Genomic DNA, 17,859 nt, shown 5'->3' on the forward strand with positions numbered 1-17,859 from the left:
GAGCGGCCGAATACGTGGAGCACTTGGAGTGCCCGGAGTGCTTGGAACACTCGATGGTCTTCAGTCCTCCGCCGTGTCGGTGCGGCCGATTCGACGCAGGATCTCGTCGCCCTGCGAGATGCCCACGTCGCTCAGGACGCGCGCCAGGTTCACGCCGACGAAGCCCCGGTCCTCCGGCGTCAGCGACTGGAGCGTAGCCGCGAGGGTCCGTTCCCAGCCGTCCCGTTCGGAGAGGAGGTCGCGGTGGGTCACCGTCCAGTCGAGCACTTCCCTCGCCTGCTCCGGATGGTGCAGGAGCCAGAGGGCCGCAAGTCCGACGGGGCCGCCCACGACGACCTCCCGGTAGAAGCGGTAGGCCTCGCGGTGGGCTTCCCCGAACCCTGATGGAAGCGTCGGTTCCGTGCCCGTGCCGGGAGTGGGCCGGAGCGCGGCCGGCGGGTCCAGGAACCAGTACGTGAGGCCGGTCCCGTCGATCACCCGCGATTGGCCGGGAGGTTCCACCTCGGTCGTACCGAAGTAGGGCGGCGGATTCCGCAACGGGTCGGGGGTGCCGGGCAACGCGGCGTTCTCGTGGATGTGGCCGACGACCAGGTCCCGGGCCTGCTCCTCGGTAAGCTGCTTCCGCGCCGCGACGACGGGGTTGCTGACCTTCCAGACGACCCCGTAACGGGCCGGCGGTTTCGGCGGCCGGCGCGGGACGTCGACCGAGATCCGCCGCTCCGCGAGCGAGACCCACACGATGTCGAAGTAGGCGTCCTCCCGGAGCCTGCGCCGCGTGGGCTGTGGATAGCCCCAGTAGTCGCCGTCCCCGGACGGCACCATCCCGTCATTCCCGTCGTCCGCGAGGAACACCAGGGCACGGTCCGCCGGGGCGCCGAGCCAGGAGAGACGGAACAACTGCCAGGACGGGGAGGATTCCAGGGGCGAGATGAGCGGGCCGGTCATGAGGCGGGCCTTTCTGTCGAGGAGGCCGCGCGGTCACGGTGGCGGCGCAGGACGAAACGCAGGACGCCGCGGTGTTCCCGGGCCGTCGCGGCGAGCGCGGCGAGGAGATGCGGGAAGGCGGTCCGCCGCCGCAGGTCCGGGTCGTTCTCGATCAGGGACAGGCCCGTTGTCACGGCCTCGTGGGTGTCGGGGTCGTCCAGGGCCGCGACCACGAGACCCCGGGCCCGCTCGGGGTGGGCCACGAGCAGATCGGCGAGACGCACACGCCGCACACTCGGGGCGCCGTGCGGCGGAAAGGCCGTCAGGCTCATCGAGTCGACGGCGCGAACGGCCAGGTCGTGGCGCGGGGTTCCCCGGTCCGCCGCCTGCCACCCCCGCAGGAGGTCGAGGACGGCGGCGTGGTTGGCATCCTCGGAGAGCAGGGCGCTGAGCGCGAAGGACACCGCGGTGCGCAATGGACCCTCCAGCTTCTCGTCCGGCCTGCCGAGCACGGCGTCCAGGAGCCTCAGGGCGGTGGCGGGACGGGCCAGGCCGTAGCTGCCCGCGCAGGTCTCGGCCACGGTGCAGCGGAGGGGGACGGAGGCGGCCCGAGCCCAGTCCCACAACTGCTCCCGCACCGCCCCGGTGAGGGCGGGGTGCTGGACCATCTCCCCGAGCGCGTAGGCCACCAGACGGCGGCGCCAGCGCTTGTCCGACGAGGCGAAGAGCAGCAGTTGGCGCAGTGTGTCCGGACCGGTCGCGTGGGCCAGTACCTTCCCGATCGCCTCGCCCGCCGCCAGTTCGATGCCGGTGTGGTGGGGAACCTCGTCCAGGCTCTTCCACAGCAGCTCCGCCATGCCCTCGTAGTCCAGCCACAGGGACCGGAGCAGGGAGTCCGACCGGTGCCGGCCGAAGAAGGCGACCGGCTGGACTGGATAACGCTGCGCCGCTCCGTAGCGGGGCGGCAACAGGCGCGCGCCGACGGCCGTCAGCCGGTCCTCGAAGGCAGGGCCGAGCACGTCGTGCCGGGCCGACGGCTCCCCGGACGGCCCGCGGGCACCGCTGTTCTCCGCCCCTCCTGCCATGACCGGTGCCGGGCCGTTGCTACGGCCGTCGAGGTGGGTGCGCAGGACGGCGCCGAACCGTTCGACGACCGTACGGTCCTGTTCGGGCATCAGCGAGATCGCCGCCATCAGCGAGATCCGGTCGGCCCGGTCGCGAGCTTCCACGAGCGCCGCGCGGGCCGCGGCGGGGCTGCCGGTCCGCAGCTCGTCGAGTACGGACGCGGCGGACTTCTCCGCCCCGTCCCCCGCCACGACGAGGTCACGCAGCCCCTCCGCCACCGCGACGCCGTCCCCGGGCAGCGGGTGGGCGGCCAGGTAGCCGGTGAAGTCCGGTGCGGCGAGGTACTGCAATGCCTCGGCCTCCTGTCCGGCGGTGAGTTCACCCGCCTCGACCATGGTGCTCAGCCACTTCGCAGCCACCTCGGCCGGTGGCGGCGGGTGGTGCGCGACCTGCCGGGGCAGTGTGTCGCCGGGCAGCGGTGTCTCCCTGCGCACGGTGACGACCAGGTGGGCGCCCGAACGCCGCAGCCGCGCGGCCAGCTCGGTGAGCGCGACCTCGCCGAGCGAGGCGGCGGCTCTCGGGGAGAGCCCCTGGAGCAGATAGCCGCGCTGCTCCTTGGGATGCCACCGCGACAGGTCGTCGGGCGAGTCCAGACCGACGATGCCGTCGGTTCCGTGCCGCTCCGCCAGCAGCGCGAACGCGGCCGTGCCCGCCCCCGAGCCGCCCTCGCCCCGCAATACCAGGAGGTGGCCGTCCAGCACCTTCCGGCACTGCGGGTGGGTCGGTGGCTCGACGAATCCGCGCAGGCGGGCCTCGACGTCCTCCGCGGGGTAGGGCCCTTCCCGCAGACGGGGCCTGATGATGCGTTCGCTGACGTCCTCGTCGGACGGGATGCCGATGAACACGTTGGTGTCGCCCGCCATCGTGCCCATGACCGCCACGCCCTGGCCCAGGTGCTGCTGGTTGCCGCGGTAGGAGCTCCCGGCGCCGGGGCCGCCTTCGGGATTCTCGTCGTCCGGGCCGGGAGCGGTGCCCGGCTCGGCACTCACCGCGAGCCCCCGGTGTCACCGATCCGCTTGTCACCGGCCACGTTGTCGCCGCCGCCCCAGTGCTGGTTGGTGCCGTGGTACGCGGTGGAACCACCGGTGTACGTGATGCCCCCTTCGACGTTACCCATCACGGCGGCGCCCTCGCGCACGTGCTGCGTGTTCCCGCTGTACTGCGTACCGGACCGGCTCGCCCGTTCCCGGTCCTGCTCCTGCTCCTGCTCCTGCCCGTCCGGCGCACCGGCCGACGGGGCGGATTCCTCGCGCGGCCGTACCCCGGCCTGCACGAGGTTCCCGGACGGCGACGGGACGTACAGCCACGCCCGCTGCGCGAAGTCCTTCCCGTCCACGGTTGCCGGGACCTCCACGCAGCGGTCGGGATGCAGTCCGGTGTACCCGCCGAGCACGACGTCCTCGTAGACGCGCTGCGAGACGACCGCCGCCAGGTGGGTGACCTGCTCGCTCGCCGCGGCCAGGATGGCCTTGACCGGGCGGGAGTCCAGCAGTCGGTGGGTGTCGTTGCGGGCGGTGCCGTTGCCGTCGGCGTCCGGCAGCGGCCCGACGTGGACGCTGGCCCGCAGCCGGATGCGAGGACCCACGCTCTGCTTGTTGTACGTGCCGAGGACGTCGTCCAGCACGCCCAGGAAGGGCCAGAGGACGAAAGGCAGCAACGCCGGATCAAAACCGAACACCACACCGTCCCCGGTGTTGGCCGGAAAGTGCTTGGAGTCGCGCAGCGCGTGGAGCCCGGCCCGCTCCAGCGCCTGGTCGACGAGTTCGGGGATCAGTCGGCTCACCGGACCGTGCTGCACGGCGGCCAGACCGGTGAAGTCCTTCGCGTCGACGGCGAACAGGGCGCGGTAGGGCGGAAGCGAACGGCTCTCGCTGTACGGAGCCGGTACGGACGTGGCCGTGCGCGCCTCGGTGTACGGGCCGGGTACGGGCGTGGGCATGCGTGATCTCCTCACGGGCGGCGGGACGGTGACGAGGCCGGTTACCGGCCGATTCGAGGTTCCGCCGGTTCCGCCCGGCCGACTGCACAGCGCAGGGCACATGAGGGGTGTCCCACATCACAGCCCTGGCGCACCCGGACGGCGCTCGGCGATCCAGGAGCGACGGGGGACGAGGGCGCCGAGCGGCCCTTGCCGGACCCGTTTCAGACGTATCGCCCTAGGAGGACGCGGCCCCAGGGGTGGCCGTCGCCCAGTCGTGCAGCAGGGCCATGTCCTTGATGACGATCACCCTGCGGGCCGTCTCCACCGCGCCGGACTCCCGCAGCCTTTGCAGCCCGGTGATGACCGCGTTGCGGGTCACCCCGGTCGCCTGGGCGATTTCCTCCTGACTCAGACCGGTCAGCCGCACGGGCGCCGGACGGGCGCCGGGCGCAGTGAGCTCGGTCAGCCGCAGAAGAGTCCGCGCCAGCCGGACGACCAGCGGCAGGGTCAGCAACTCGGTGCGGTGCGCGTCGGACTCCCGCATCCGGGAGAGTGCCTGGCGCATCAGGTCCATGACCAGTCCGTGCTGCTCGATGTACCGCCGGAACCGCTCCGCCTCCAGCACGACGGCCGTGCAGGGGGTGAGCGCGACCACCTCCGCCGTACGCCGGGTGCCGTGGAAGACGGACACCTCGCCCAGCAGGTCACCCGGCCCCCGGAAGGCCAACCAGGTCACGACGCCGCCCGGTTCCCGGCACACGACCTTGGCGAGGCCGTCGGTGAGGGCGAGCAGATGGGTCCCAGGGGACCCCTGTCTCAGCATCACGCTGCGTTCGCGGAACGTGCGGACCGCTCCCTGCCCCCGCAACTCGCGCCATGCTTCACCCGACAGCACCCGTCGCCTTCCCCGTGCACCCTGTACGCGGCCCCGCTCAGCCCCGTACGAGACCCCTTGAGCCCTGCCCACCTCCACGGAGTTGTACGCCGACCCGACCGCTCCCGCCGCCCGTCGCACGAGCTTGTCCGAGAACAGCCCCCGCGCCCGGCCCGGGTCTCACGGCCGGACGATCACGTCACGGCGGTGGGGCGCGGGGAGCCGTGGAAGACCTGGTCGGTGTGCCACGCGCGATGGGCGGCGGCCACGGGGCGGATGCCGGGCTGAGGGCCGATGACCGGACGGCCGGCGAGCGCGAGGACGTGCTCGCGGGCGACGGCGCTGCGACCGACGAAGCTCTGCGAGACCAGGATGCGGTGGCCTTCGCCGACGCCGAGGGCGCCCTTGTCGAAGAGTTTGTGGTGCAGCGAGCACAGGCACAGCCCGTTGTCGATGTCGTCCGGTCCGTCGAACGCCCACCAGCGCACATGGGCGGCCTCGAGCCCGACCGGGACCGCGCCGATCATGCCGTCGTACCCGCAGAAGGCGCACTGGTACTCGTACGCGGTCAGCACCATCTCCCGCATCCGCCGGTCCCGCTGCCTGCGCGCGGCCAGAAGCTGTCCTGCCTCGGCCTCCTCCAGCTCCAGGCCGACGGCCTCGCAGAGCTCGCCGTGCAGGGAGGGCGGGAAGTTCAGCTCGAGCAGCACCCGCGCCATCCGGCCGAGCAGGGACGGCTCCCGCCGCAGGGCCGCCCGCAGCTCCGGCGCCAGTCGCCCTGCGGCACCCGTGGCCCGCAGCTCCCCGACCCCGGTCCCGGGGCTGCCCGGCCCGCGCTCGGTACGCACCTCCCACACCCCGTCGCTCACCAGATGATGGAAGGGATAGGCGGGCGACGTCCGGCTGCCCGGCCCGTACTCGGTGAGCAACTGCCGCAGATCCTCCTCCACCGCGCTGTACCGCAGCTCACCGTCGGCGTCCTGCTGAAACCGCCCGAGCGCGTACAGGAAGAGCAGCGGCTTGTGCGGGGCCCGAGTCCCGTTCCTCGTCCACTGCCTCAGCTGCGCGGTGCGCTCGGCCCAGTCCATGACCGGCGATCGTAGTAGTAGTGCGTCGAGGGCCGGGAGCCCGCAGTGGGGCATCCGACCGGGACGGGAAAGAAACGGATGAACGCCAGAGGGCCGGACCGCTTTCACGGTCCGGCCCTCTGGGCTGGCGGAGGATACGAGATTCGAACTCGTGAGGGGTTGCCCCCAACACGCTTTCCAAGCGTGCGCCCTAGGCCACTAGGCGAATCCTCCGCCGCAAACAATACAAGACGTTGAGGAGTGCTCGCGAACCCGTTCCCCTCGAGATCGCTCCGGAGGGGTTCCGGGGTCCTTCCGGGCGGTCGTGGAGGGCGGGGAGGTGGACCGGTGGGGGTGGGGATCGGCTAAGGTGGGCTCCAGCCCCTCACGTGGCGCTATCTGACTGAACTCCCCCAGGGCCGGAAGGCAGCAAGGGTAGGTCGGCTCTGGCGGGTGCGTGGGGGGCCCTTGCGTGTCCGGGGTGGGCTTCGGCCGGTCCGGGGCCGGTTGTCAGTCGGCCCGGATAACCTCGTATGTGTGTCGTCCCTTGCGCTGTACCGCCGCTATCGCCCCGAGTCGTTCGCCGAGGTCATCGGGCAGGAGCATGTCACCGACCCGCTGCAGCAGGCCCTGCGGAACAACCGGGTCAATCACGCGTACCTGTTCAGCGGTCCGCGCGGGTGCGGCAAGACGACCAGCGCACGCATCCTGGCCCGCTGTCTGAACTGCGAGCAGGGACCCACCCCCACGCCGTGCGGGGAGTGCCAGTCATGCCGGGACCTCTCGCGCAACGGGCCGGGGTCGATCGACGTCATCGAGATCGACGCCGCATCGCACGGTGGCGTGGACGACGCCCGTGATCTGCGGGAGAAGGCGTTCTTCGGGCCCGCCTCCAGTCGTTACAAGATCTACATCATCGACGAGGCGCACATGGTCACCTCGGCGGGGTTCAACGCCCTGCTGAAGGTGGTCGAGGAGCCGCCGGAGCACCTCAAGTTCATCTTCGCGACCACCGAGCCCGAGAAGGTCATCGGCACCATCCGGTCGCGTACGCACCACTACCCCTTCCGGCTCGTGCCGCCGGGGACGCTGCGCGAGTACCTCTCCGAGGTCTGCGGCAAGGAGAACAGTCCCGTCGAGGACGGGGTGCTGCCGCTGGTCGTGCGGGCCGGTGCCGGGTCCGTGCGTGACTCGATGTCGGTGATGGACCAGTTGCTCGCCGGGGCGGGCGACGACGGTGTGACATATGCCATGGCGACCTCGCTGCTCGGTTACACCGACGGCTCGCTGCTCGACTCGATCGTGGACGCCTTCGCGGCGGGCGACGGGGCCGCGGCGTTCGAGGTCGTGGACCGGGTGATCGAGGGCGGCAACGACCCGCGCCGCTTCGTCGCCGATCTCCTGGAGCGGCTGCGCGACCTGGTGATCCTGGCCGCCGTGCCGGACGCGGGGGAGAAGGGGCTGATCGACGCCCCCGCCGATGTCGTGGAGCGGATGCAGGCCCAGGCGTCCGTCTTCGGCGCCGCCGAGCTGAGCCGAGCCGCCGACCTGGTCAACGCGGGGCTCACGGAGATGCGCGGGGCGACCTCGCCGCGGCTCCAGGTCGAGCTGATCTGCGCCCGGGTGATGCTTCCCGCGGCCTTCGACGACGAGCGTTCGCTCCAGGCCCGGCTCGACCGGCTGGAGCGCGGCGCCTCCTTCGCGACCACCGGGCCGGGCCCCGCCATGGGGTACGTACCCGGACCGGAGGCCTTGGCCCACGCACCCGCCCCCGCCGCCGCCCCGCCCGTGCCGCCCGGCGGTGGGCCCGCTGCCGCGCGTGCGGCGGTACGGGGCGAGGCCCCCGCGCCCACCCCCGTCCCTGCCCCCGCGACCGCTCCGACCGCTCCGGCCGCACCGCCCGCTGCCGCACAGCCTGCGGCTCCCGTACCGTCCGCGGCTCCCGCGCAGCCCGTGGCTCCGGCCGCCCAGCAGCCGTCGGGCGGGACCCCGGCTCCCGCGGGTGGCCAGCGTCCCGGGGCCTGGCCCACCGCGGCCGCGCCGGAGTCGGGACGCCGCCCCGGTGGCTGGCCGACCGCTTCCGCTCCCGGTCAGTCGCCCGCCCCGCAGGCCGCGCCGGTCCAGGCCGCGCCCGCGACCCCGGCGCCCGCCGCCGAGCCGAGCCCGGGAATGGCCCAGGGCGCCGGCCAGGTGCGGAACATGTGGCCGGACATCCTGGAGGCGGTGAAGAACCGTCGCCGGTTCACCTGGATCCTGCTCAGCCAGAACGCCCAGGTCACCGGCTTCGACGGCAGCACCCTGCAGATCGGCTTCCTCAACGCGGGCGCGCGCGACAACTTCGCGAGCAGCGGCAGCGAGGACGTGCTGAAGCAGGCACTCGCCGAGCGGTTCAACGCGCAGTGGAAGATCGAGGCGATCGTCGACCCGTCGGGGGGCGCCGGCACACCCCCGCCGATCGGTGGGGGGCGTCCCTCCGCAGCCGCCCCGCCCATGGCACAGCGTCCGGCTCCCGCGCCTCAGCAGAGTTACGAGCCCCGGCCCGCCCCCGCCGCTGCCCCGCACCAGTCGCAGCCGCAGTCTCAGCAGCCGGGTGCCGCGCCCGCCGTGCAGTCCGCGCCCCAGCCGTACTCCGCGCCCGAAGCGCCGCACGCGGTCGCTCCCGAGGACGACATCCCCGAGGCCGACGACCCGGATCTCGTCGATTCGGCGCTCTCCGGGCACGAGCTGATCGTCCGTGAACTGGGGGCCACGGTCGTCGAGGAGTACACCAACGAGTAGAAGCGGGCGGAAGAGAGCGGGGGCGAGCGGAGAGAAGGGGCGGGGCGCGGCGTTCCGGGGAGTCCGGGCGGGCCGACGACGAACCCCTTCCCGGCGTCCCTCGCTCCCGGCCTCCGACGGGCCGCGGCGCGGCTCGGCCGGATCGCCCGCGCGCGGGTGCAGCGGCCGGATCGCAGGGGTGTCCACGGGGCGGCGCGCGTCGAGGGGGTCGCGCCCCGGCGGTTAGGCTGCACCTCGTGAAGGTCCTCGTCATCGGCGGCGGCGCCCGCGAACACGCCCTGTGCCGCTCTCTGTCCCTCGACCCCGAGGTCACCGCTCTGTACTGCGCTCCCGGCAACGCCGGCATCGCGGAGGTGGCCGAACTGCACCCGGTCGACGCCCTCGACGGCGACGCCGTCGCGCGCCTCGCCACCGACCTGGGCGCCGAACTGGTGGTCGTCGGCCCGGAGGCGCCGCTCGTCGCCGGGGTCGCCGACGCCGTGCGCGCCGCGGGCATCCCCTGCTTCGGCCCTTCCCGGGAGGCGGCCCAGCTGGAGGGCTCCAAGGCGTTCGCCAAGGACGTGATGGCCGGGGCGGGCGTCCCGACCGCCCGCAGCTACGTCTGCACCACCCCGGCGGAGATCGACACCGCCCTCGACGCCTTCGGCGCCCCGTACGTCGTCAAGGACGACGGGCTCGCCGCGGGCAAGGGCGTCGTCGTCACCGGCGACATCGAGGCGGCCCGCGCCCACGCCCTGGCCTGCGACCGCGTGGTCATCGAGGAGTTCCTCGACGGCCCCGAGGTGAGCCTCTTCGCGATCACGGACGGCACCACCGTCCTGCCGCTCCAGCCCGCGCAGGACTTCAAGCGCGCCCTGGACGGCGACGAGGGCCCGAACACCGGCGGCATGGGCGCCTACTCCCCCCTTCCGTGGGCCGACCCCAAGCTGGTCGACGAGGTCATGGAGACGGTGCTCCAGCCGACCGTCGACGAGCTCCGCCGCCGCGGCACCCCCTTCTCCGGACTGCTGTACGCGGGCCTCGCGATCACCTCGCGCGGTGTCCGGGTGATCGAGTTCAACGCCCGTTTCGGCGATCCCGAGACCCAGGTGGTCCTGGCCCGTCTGCGGACCCCGCTGGCCGGTGTCCTGCTGGGCTCCGCCAACGGCACCCTCGACGAGCTGCCCCCGCTCACGTGGCGCGACGAGGCCGCCGTCACCGTGGTCATCGCCTCGCACAACTACCCGGGCACGCCGCGCACCGGTGACCCGATCGAGGGGCTCGACGACGTGGCGGCACAGGATGCCCCGCACGCGTACGTCCTGCACGCCGGCACGAAGAAGGACGGCGACACGATCGTCAGCGCGGGTGGCCGGGTGCTGTCCGTGACCGCGACCGGCAAGGACCTCGCCGAGGCCCGCGAGCGCGCCTACACGGCCGCGGGCCGGATCCGGCTCGACGGCTCGCAGTTCCGCACGGACATCGCCCGCAAGGCCGCAGGGGCCTGAAACCGGCCACCCGGAGGAATCCGCGGGAGCGCCCGGGAACCCGGGGATGTACGAGGGGAGTACGGGGGAGTGCACGGGAGTCCGGAGAGGCGCGTGGGGCCCGCGGGCACCCGGGCACTCGGGCACTCGGGCACTCGGGAGACCTGAGGGCATCCGGGAGACCTGAGGACACCCGGGGCGCCTGGGCGACTCGGGGAAATCCGGGAGGCCCGAGGGCCCGGGGCGCCGGCCGGTCGGAAGACGGTGGGAGTGCGAGGCGGGGCAGGCTCACCGGCCTGCCCGCCTCACACCATCCCCTCCCGGCTCCGGTGCACCCCGTGCGACGCACCGCGCACCGCCCCGTGCACCGCCCCGTACGGCGCACCGCACACTGTCCCGTACGTCACGCGGCACACCGCTCCGTGTGCCGCGCCGCAGCATGCCGGGACGTGTCGATGCCCCAAGGGCGGCAGCGCGCCAGCACCTTTGCCCAAAGCCATTCCATCGAGTGACGACTGCGCCATCCGGATGACGCCTGCCGGGGCCCCAACTAGGGTGCGGCGCAAGCATTCCGGCACTTGGCCCACTGGCATTGCGATGTCAGTGACGGGTGTCACAGTGGGGGAGTGAGGAACACCGCTGCGGGGACAGAGGGGGTGACGTCCGGCCATGTCCGGTATCGGTACGAATGAGGAGCCGGGTACGTCGAGTGCGCGCGCACGAGCTCTTGCCCTCCTGAGGATCCGCGGCAGGGCGACGGCCGCCGCGATCCTGCCGGCGGCGGTGGCCGTCGTCCTGCTCGTGGCGGGCGCCCAGGGCCATGCCGTGGGCAGTGGTTGGGACACGGCCCGCCGGGTCGTGACGGTCTGCGCGATCGTCGTGCTCCTGCTCGCCGCCGCAGTCGGGGCCGCGATCGTACGGGCGAAGCCGGCGGTCAGCCCGACCGTCCCGCTCGCCGAGGACGCCGCCCCCGACCTCTACCGCCTGGTCAGGGACCTCGCCGACCGGCTCGGGGTGCCCGCGCCCTCCGCGATAGCTCTGACGCCCGACTGCGACAGCTGGTTGGAGGACCGTACGCACCCCTCGGCGCAGCCGGCCGAGGCCCCGGGAGGCCCTTCCGCGCCGGTCTCCGGGGCCACCGCAGCGTCCGCAGCGCCCCATGGCGTCGTCGCTCCCGCGCCGCCCCCGCCGGGGCGGTCCGCGCCCGGGGTCTTCCGGCGCTCCGGGGCGGGTCGGCCCGGCCGCCGTCGCCGGGTCCAGGCGGCCCCGGTGCTGGTCATCGGCTCGCCGTTCCTGTGGTGGATGAGGGTCGCGGAGCTACGGGCGGTGCTCGCCCCGGTCGTCGCGGGCACGGGCCCCTCCGCGCATCCCGACATAGCTGCGGCCCGCCGTTTCGTACGGGGGCTGGACGGTGTGGTCGCCGATGCGGCCGTGCCCGTGCCGGGGCCGCTGGCCGGGGTGCGCAGAGTGCCCCGCGTCCTCGTCGGCTGGATCGCCAGGCTGCTGCTGCGCAGTTGCCACAACCACGCGGCGGAGATGGAGCGGGGCGTCGCCGCCGCCGCGTCGGCCCGCGCCCAGGACGTGGACCACGGTCTGCGGATCGTCGCCCAGGAGCAGGTCGGTCTCGCCTACGCGGGCTGGGACCGGCTGCTCACCCGGGTCGCGCTGCCCGCCTGGCGGATGGGCCGTTGGCCGTCCCGGCTGGACGCCGGTGTCGTCTCCGCCCTCACCGAACTCTCCCGGCGCGACCGGCTCGCCGACGGGTTCACCTCGCGGCTCGGCGAGCGCCCGGCCTGCGACCTGCTGGAGGAGCCGGGCGCCGCCGACGAGGCCGCTTCGCTGCTGGCCGCCCGGCTGTTCCACGGCGGCCCCGCCCGGACGGGGGCCGACTGGTCGCCGGTCGACTGGCAGCAGTACCCGGAAGAGGTGGTGGACCGGAAGTGGCGCACCGAGGCCGCGCGTCTGCACCAGGTCCTCGACTCGATGAGCACCCCGGACGCGGCCCCCGCCACTTCCGCCGCCCCTGCCACCTCCGCTGCCCCTGCTGCCCCTGTCACCTCCGGTGCTTCCGCTGCCCCCGGTGTTCCCGTCGGCCCCGGCTCCGGCGGTCTGCCCCGCAGCGCCTGCTCCGTCGACACGGGTGTGCCCACGCTGGCCCGGGTCGTCGATCATCTGGAGGGCCGCACCGGGAGCGGTGAGGCGCTCGCCGCCGGGATCAGCGCCGCGATGGCCCGGGAGGAGGCCGCGGCGGCCCGGCAGGCCCCGCACGGCGCCGCCCCGGCCGCCCCCGGCGCGGTCACCGGAACGAGCGGGCCGGGCAGCGCGACCGGCCCCGCCCCGGACCTCTGGGGCTCCGACCCCCTCCCGTTCCTTCCGCTCCAGCCGCCCCGTACGGGTACGGAGCTGCTCACCGACCACGTCGTGGCGATGGTCTGCTGCGCCGCGGTGGACACGGCGGGCGCGGCGCCCGGTCTCGACTGGCTCGACGGCCCCGCCCTGCTGGTCGACGGCGAGCACCGGGCGGATCTGGGCGGCCCCGTCCTCAGCCTGGTCGAGGACGGGGACGCGGAACCGCTGAGATCCTGGCTCACCTCGGTCGGCGTACGCACCGACAAGCCCGTACGCCTCGTCTGACACACAGGTCCGTTCCGTCACACCTCAACACTCGGAAGAGTGCATTCCGTTCACGTCAATTCGCGACGAACGGTGACGAACTGCATGCGTTATGTGATGTGCTGGGGATCGACGCTGACAGTCGACACATCACTGTGGGCGCACTGATGACGCATGGCCACGGGTGGCTCGACTGTTGTTGCGGGGGAGCTGAGGGAGGGGACGGTATGGGGGCGGAGCAGATTCGGAGGTGGGAGTCGGGTGCCCTCGCGCACGCCGTTTCCGACCCCTTCGGTCAGGGCCCCCTGCCCTGGCTGCGCGGCAGCGAGAACTACTTCGACGACACCGGGCAGGTCGTCCCCTGGTACGCCGACCCCACCCTGACCCGCGGTTCCACCGACGGCGGCACCCGTACCGCCGACGACGTGCACCGGCAGATCAAGGGGTTCATCTCCACGGGCGCCGCGGCCCCCGGCGAGGCGATCGACTTCCACATCACCGTGGACCCGCCCCAGCAGTTCTCCGTGGACATCTACCGCATCGGTCACTACGGCGGCGACGGCGCCGCGAAGATCACCACGAGCCCCCGGCTCTCCGGCATCGTGCAGCCCGCCCCGCTCGCCGCCGACCGCACCGTCTCCTGCCACCACTGGTGGCAGTCCTGGCGTCTGCAGATCCCGAGCTACTGGTCGATCGGCGCGTACGTGGCCGTGCTCACCACGGTCGACGGATACCGCTCCCACATCCCGTTCACGGTTCGCGACGAGCACCCGGCCGATCTGCTGCTGGTGCTGCCGGACGTCACCTGGCAGGCGTACAACCTCTACCCGGAGGACGGCCGTACCGGCGCCAGCCTCTACCACGCCTGGGACGAGCAGGGCCGGCTCCTGGGCGAGGAGGACGCCGCGGTCACGGTCTCCTTCGACCGTCCCTACGCGGGCGCCGGCCTGCCGCTGCACGTCGGGCACGCCTACGACTTCATCCGCTGGGCCGAGCGGTACGGCTACGACATCGCGTACGCGGACACCCGCGATCTGCACGCGGGCCGCGTCGACCCGAGCCGCTACCGGGGCCTGGTCTTCCCCGGCCACGACGAGTACTGGTCGGTGCCCATGCGCCGTACCGTCGAACGCGCTCGCGACGGCGGCACCTCACTGGTGTTCCTCTCCGCGAACACCATGTACTGGCAGGTCAGCCTCTCCCCGTCGCCGTCGGGTGTCCCGGACCGTCTGCTCACCTGCCGAAAACGCCGCGGCCCGGGGAAGCCCGCGCTCTGGCGCGAGATCGACCGCCCCGAGCAGCAGGTCCTGGGCATCCAGTACGCGGGCCGGGTGCCCGATCCGCACCCCCTGGTCGTGCGGAACGCCGAGCACTGGCTGTGGGAGGCGACGGGCGCACGCGAGGGTGACGAACTCGACGGACTGGTCGCGGGCGAGGCCGACCGCTACTTCCCGCGCACCGCGCTCCCCGAGCACGAGAACCGCATCCTGCTCGCCCACTCCCCGTACCTGGACGGCGAAGGCGCCAGACGCCATCAGGAGACGTCCGTGTACCGTGCCCCGTCCGGCGCCATCGTCTTCGCCTCGGGCACCTTCGCCTGGTCCCCGGCCCTGGACCGCCCCGGCCACGTCGATCCCCGCATCCAGCGAGCCACGGCCAATCTCCTCGACCGCATCTGCAAGCGCGACTGAGCGGCCCACGCCTGCGACCCACGCCTGCGGCGCCCGAGCCTGTGAGCCCGTGAGTCCCGAGTGGCCCGCGTGCACGGCCCGAAAAGCCCCCGACGGTACGGCAGTCGGCGCTGCGGACGCCCCCGCTCCACTCCACCGCGCCCGATACGGGAGAATCGGTACGACTCCTGGATCAACCTACGCGGAGGCAGCGTGTCCGGATTTGTAGAAAAGCCCGAACCAGTGCAGGTCCCGGGGCTCACCCACCTGCACACGGGCAAGGTGCGCGACCTGTACCGGAACGAGGCGGGCGACCTCGTCATGGTCGCCAGCGACCGCATGTCCGCGTACGACTGGGTCCTGCCGACCGAGATCCCGGACAAGGGCCGGGTGCTCACCCGCCTCTCGCTGTGGTGGTTCGACCAGCTCGCCGACCTCGTGCCGAACCACGTCCTGTCCACGGAGCTTCCCCTCGGGGCCCCCGCCGACTGGGCCGGCCGCACCCTGATCTGCAAGTCGCTGCGGATGGTCCCGGTCGAGTGCGTCGCCCGCGGCTACCTCACCGGCTCCGGCCTCGTCGAGTACAAGGAGTCCCGCACGGTCTGCGGCCTCCCGCTGCCCGAGGGCCTCGTCGACGGCTCCGAACTCCCGGAGCCGATCTTCACCCCCGCCACCAAGGCGGCCGTCGGCGACCACGACGAGAACGTGAGCTACGAGGAGGTGGCCCGCCAGGTCGGCGAGGAGACCGCCGACCGGCTGCGCCGCACCACGCTGGACGTGTACGGCAGGGCCCGTGACATCGCGCGCGAGCGCGGGATCATCCTCGCCGACACGAAGTTCGAGTTCGGTTTCGCGCCCGCGGCCGACGGCGGCGAGGAACTGATCATCGCGGACGAGGTGCTGACCCCGGACTCCTCGCGCTTCTGGCCGGTGTCCGGCTGGGAGCCGGGCCGGGCCCAGCCCAGCTACGACAAGCAGTTCGTGCGCGACTGGCTGACCTCGTCGGCCTCCGGCTGGGACCGCAGGAGCGAGCAGCCGCCCCCGGCCCTGCCCCAGGAGATCGTGGACGCGACCCGGGCGAAGTACCTGGAGGCGTACGAACTCCTCACCGGAACGCCCTGGCAGTAGGACTGCCCGACAGACACGAAGAAGCCCCCGGCCGGAAGGCCGGGGGCTTCTTGCTGAACCGAGCGGACGACCAGGTTCGAACTGGCGACCTCAACCTTGGCAAGGTTGCGCTCTACCAACTGAGCTACGTCCGCAAGCGCCGAAGCGCGAGAACCACTATACCCATCCTCGCTCCCGTGCGTGACGCACTGCGGCATGCCGGTTCTCCACCCCGAGCTTCGAGACGGCCGCCGACAGGTAATTCCGGACGGTTCCCTGCGACAGCGAAGCCCGTTCCGCGATCTCCGCGACGGGCGCCCCGTCCGCCGCGAGTTCCAGCACCTCGGTCTCGCGGGCGGTCAGCGGCGAGTCCCCCGCAGAGATCGCGTCGGCCGCCAACTCCGGGTCCACATAACGGTTTCCGGCATGCACCGTGCGGATGATCCCGGCCAGCTGACGGGCGCTGGCGGTCTTCGGGACGAAGGCCCGCACTCCTGCCGCCAGTGCCCGCTTGAGGTGTCCGGGCCGGCCGTGGCTCGTCACGATCATCGTCCGGCAGTCGGGCAGTTCGGTCCGCAGCGATGTGGCGACACTCACACCGTCGGTGCCGGGCATGTCCAGGTCGAGGACCGCCACATCGGGCCGGTGGGCCCGCGCCATGGCCAGCGCCTCCGGCCCGGTCGCCGCCTCCGCGACCACCACGAGGTCGTCCTCCAGGGCCAGCAGCGCGGCCAGCGCGCCACGGATCAGGTGCTCGTCGTCGGCGAGCAGCACCCGCACGGCCGTCATCGTCGTTCCTCCCGGAGGGCGGTGGGCGCCGCGGCCCCCGAGACCGCCCGTGCTTCGTCCGCCTTCGTTTCCGCCCCCGCCGCCGGTCTCTTCCCCGGTGCCGTTCTCTTCCCGGGCGCTGCCTCCTTCTCCGATGCCGTTCTCGCGTCCGGCTTCGTTTCCGTGCCTGTGCCTGTGCCTGTGCCTGTGCCTGTGCCTGTGCCTGTGCCTGTGCCCGCGTCCGCACCCGGCTTCGCGCGGGAGGGTGTCCGGGTTTCCGTGCCGGGCAGCGGGATCGTCGCCGTGAGCCGGAACGAGCCGCTGCCCGCCGGGCCCGCGTCCAGCGAACCCCCCAGCGCGCGGAGCCGCTCCCGCAGCCCGGCCAGCCCGGAACCACCCGGTCCGGAGCCGCCGGCCGCCCCGGCGCCCCCGTCCGGTCCCGCCACGGGCCCCCTCACTCCGTCGTTCTCCACTTGGAGCACCACCGCGTTTGCCGAGGACCTGAGCCGGATCGTGCAGTGGCGCGGATCACCGTGCCGCAGCACATTGGTGGCCGCCTCCCGCACGACCCAGCCGAGCGCCGACTGCACGGGCGCGGGCAGCTCCCCGCCGACGTCCCCCAGCACCTCGCACCCGATCCCAGCCGCGTTCAACACCCCTCGGGCCCCGGCCAGTTCCGTACTCAGATCGGCTTCCCGGTACCCCCGTACGACATCGCGCACCTCCTGCTGCGAGGTGCGTGCTATGCGCTGCACCTCGACCATCTGGTCCACCGCCTCCGGCCTGCCGCGCTGGGCCAGCTCCACGGCCAGTTCGCTCTTCAGCGCTATCACGGCGAGATTGCGGCCCAGGACGTCGTGCATGTCCCGGCCGAACCGCAGCCGCTCCTCGGCGACCGCGAGCCGGGCCTGCAGCTCCCGGGCCTCCTCGGCCTGCCACATCACACTCAGGCTCCAGGCGCTGGGCCGTACGGAGACCAGGGTGAGCAGGCAGCCCAGGAGCGTCGTCAGCACCACCCCGACCAGCACTCCGCTCCGCACCCCGACCGCGGCGAGGGCGCCGACGCTCAGCGCTGCGAGGGCGAACGACTGGACCAGGAAGGTGCGGACCGGGACCAGCAGGTTCTGTGTCATCGCGAACGCCACCGGCATGTTCATGGCCATGACGAGCAGCCCCGAGTTGCTCACCCCGTCCACCCCGACCAGGGCCGTCAGCAGCCCCAGGTTCACCAGCACCAGCGCCATGGGCGTCGCTTGTCGGCTCCGGGGGAAGACGGAGACGCCGAGGTAGTGCTCGTACGACGCCTGTACGTTGCGGTTGCTCAGCAGGCACTGCACGAGGCTCACGATCAGCAGGGCCACGCCCAGGACCAGTGGGAGCGGCTCGTGGCGGATGTCCGACTTGAAGGGGACCAGCTGCCACGACAGGGTGAAGAACCAGGGCAGCACCGAAATGGTCAGCCGCGAGTACAGATCGATCCGCTCCAGCTTGCTGCGCTGCTGCCAGCTGCGGCGCCAGCCCCGCACGAGCACCGACACGGCACGTC

General features: G+C 72.9%; 12 protein-coding genes, 2 tRNA genes and 1 other RNA gene. 6 read left to right on the forward strand and 9 right to left on the reverse strand.

The window, feature by feature from the left end; genetic code table 11:
- Positions 1-60: 60 nt before the first annotated feature.
- The 6 genes from ACWCXX_RS08065 to ACWCXX_RS08090 form a co-directional block, all read right to left on the reverse strand.
- Positions 61-945, reverse strand: a complete 885-nt coding sequence (locus ACWCXX_RS08065; RefSeq protein WP_451125494.1) for a hypothetical protein — start codon at positions 943-945, stop codon at positions 61-63.
- Positions 942-3,038, reverse strand: coding sequence for a hypothetical protein (locus ACWCXX_RS08070; RefSeq protein ID WP_451125495.1), 2,097 nt, complete (start codon positions 3,036-3,038; stop codon positions 942-944). The genes ACWCXX_RS08065 and ACWCXX_RS08070 overlap by 4 nt, the downstream gene beginning before the upstream one ends.
- Positions 3,035-3,988: a hypothetical protein gene (locus tag ACWCXX_RS08075; RefSeq protein WP_451125496.1), complete on the reverse strand. Its 954-nt coding sequence runs from the start codon at positions 3,986-3,988 to the stop codon at positions 3,035-3,037. The genes ACWCXX_RS08070 and ACWCXX_RS08075 overlap by 4 nt, the downstream gene beginning before the upstream one ends.
- Positions 3,989-4,205: 217 nt before the next feature.
- Positions 4,206-4,865, reverse strand: a complete 660-nt coding sequence (locus ACWCXX_RS08080) for a Crp/Fnr family transcriptional regulator (RefSeq protein WP_451125497.1) — start codon at positions 4,863-4,865, stop codon at positions 4,206-4,208.
- A 173-nt stretch (positions 4,866-5,038) separates the two neighbouring features.
- Positions 5,039-5,932 carry a phosphorothioated DNA-binding restriction endonuclease gene (locus tag ACWCXX_RS08085; RefSeq protein WP_451125498.1) on the reverse strand — a complete coding sequence of 298 codons (894 nt, stop codon included), beginning with the start codon at positions 5,930-5,932 and terminating at the stop codon, positions 5,039-5,041.
- A gap of 125 nt (positions 5,933-6,057) precedes the next feature.
- A tRNA-Ser gene (locus tag ACWCXX_RS08090) sits at positions 6,058-6,145 on the reverse strand.
- Between the two features lie 142 nt (positions 6,146-6,287).
- Between ACWCXX_RS08090 and ffs the strand changes: the two genes are divergently transcribed.
- The 6 genes from ffs to ACWCXX_RS08120 all read left to right on the forward strand — a co-directional run bounded on the left by ffs (position 6,288) and on the right by ACWCXX_RS08120 (position 15,566).
- An RNA gene (gene ffs / locus ACWCXX_RS08095) (signal recognition particle sRNA small type) lies at positions 6,288-6,384 on the forward strand.
- A 64-nt stretch (positions 6,385-6,448) separates the two neighbouring features.
- Entirely contained in the window at positions 6,449-8,689 is a 2,241-nt protein-coding gene (locus ACWCXX_RS08100) for a DNA polymerase III subunit gamma and tau (RefSeq protein ID WP_451125499.1), read from the forward strand.
- A gap of 236 nt (positions 8,690-8,925) precedes the next feature.
- A complete protein-coding gene (gene purD, locus ACWCXX_RS08105) occupies positions 8,926-10,176 on the forward strand; it encodes a phosphoribosylamine--glycine ligase (RefSeq protein WP_451125500.1) in 1,251 nt (416 codons plus the stop codon).
- A gap of 648 nt (positions 10,177-10,824) precedes the next feature.
- Positions 10,825-12,789: a hypothetical protein gene (locus tag ACWCXX_RS08110; protein WP_451125501.1), complete on the forward strand. Its 1,965-nt coding sequence runs from the start codon at positions 10,825-10,827 to the stop codon at positions 12,787-12,789.
- A 206-nt stretch (positions 12,790-12,995) separates the two neighbouring features.
- The gene (locus tag ACWCXX_RS08115; protein WP_451125502.1) at positions 12,996-14,459 is read left to right on the forward strand and encodes a N,N-dimethylformamidase beta subunit family domain-containing protein; all 1,464 of its coding nucleotides are present in this window, start codon (positions 12,996-12,998) and stop codon (positions 14,457-14,459) included.
- A 192-nt stretch (positions 14,460-14,651) separates the two neighbouring features.
- Positions 14,652-15,566, forward strand: coding sequence for a phosphoribosylaminoimidazolesuccinocarboxamide synthase (locus tag ACWCXX_RS08120; protein ID WP_451125503.1), 915 nt, complete (start codon positions 14,652-14,654; stop codon positions 15,564-15,566).
- Between the two features lie 61 nt (positions 15,567-15,627).
- On the opposite strand, the gene ACWCXX_RS08125 is transcribed toward ACWCXX_RS08120, so the two are convergent.
- The 3 genes from ACWCXX_RS08125 to ACWCXX_RS08135 form a co-directional block, all read right to left on the reverse strand.
- Positions 15,628-15,700: transfer RNA gene (locus ACWCXX_RS08125), tRNA-Gly, on the reverse strand.
- 22 nt (positions 15,701-15,722) lie between these two features.
- A complete protein-coding gene (locus tag ACWCXX_RS08130) occupies positions 15,723-16,334 on the reverse strand; it encodes a response regulator transcription factor (RefSeq protein WP_451125504.1) in 612 nt (203 codons plus the stop codon).
- Positions 16,331-17,845, reverse strand: coding sequence for a sensor histidine kinase (locus ACWCXX_RS08135; protein ID WP_451125644.1), 1,515 nt, complete (start codon positions 17,843-17,845; stop codon positions 16,331-16,333). The genes ACWCXX_RS08130 and ACWCXX_RS08135 overlap by 4 nt, the downstream gene beginning before the upstream one ends.
- Positions 17,846-17,859 lie beyond the last annotated feature (14 nt).

This window comes from Streptomyces sp. NPDC001732 (assembly GCF_053596315.1).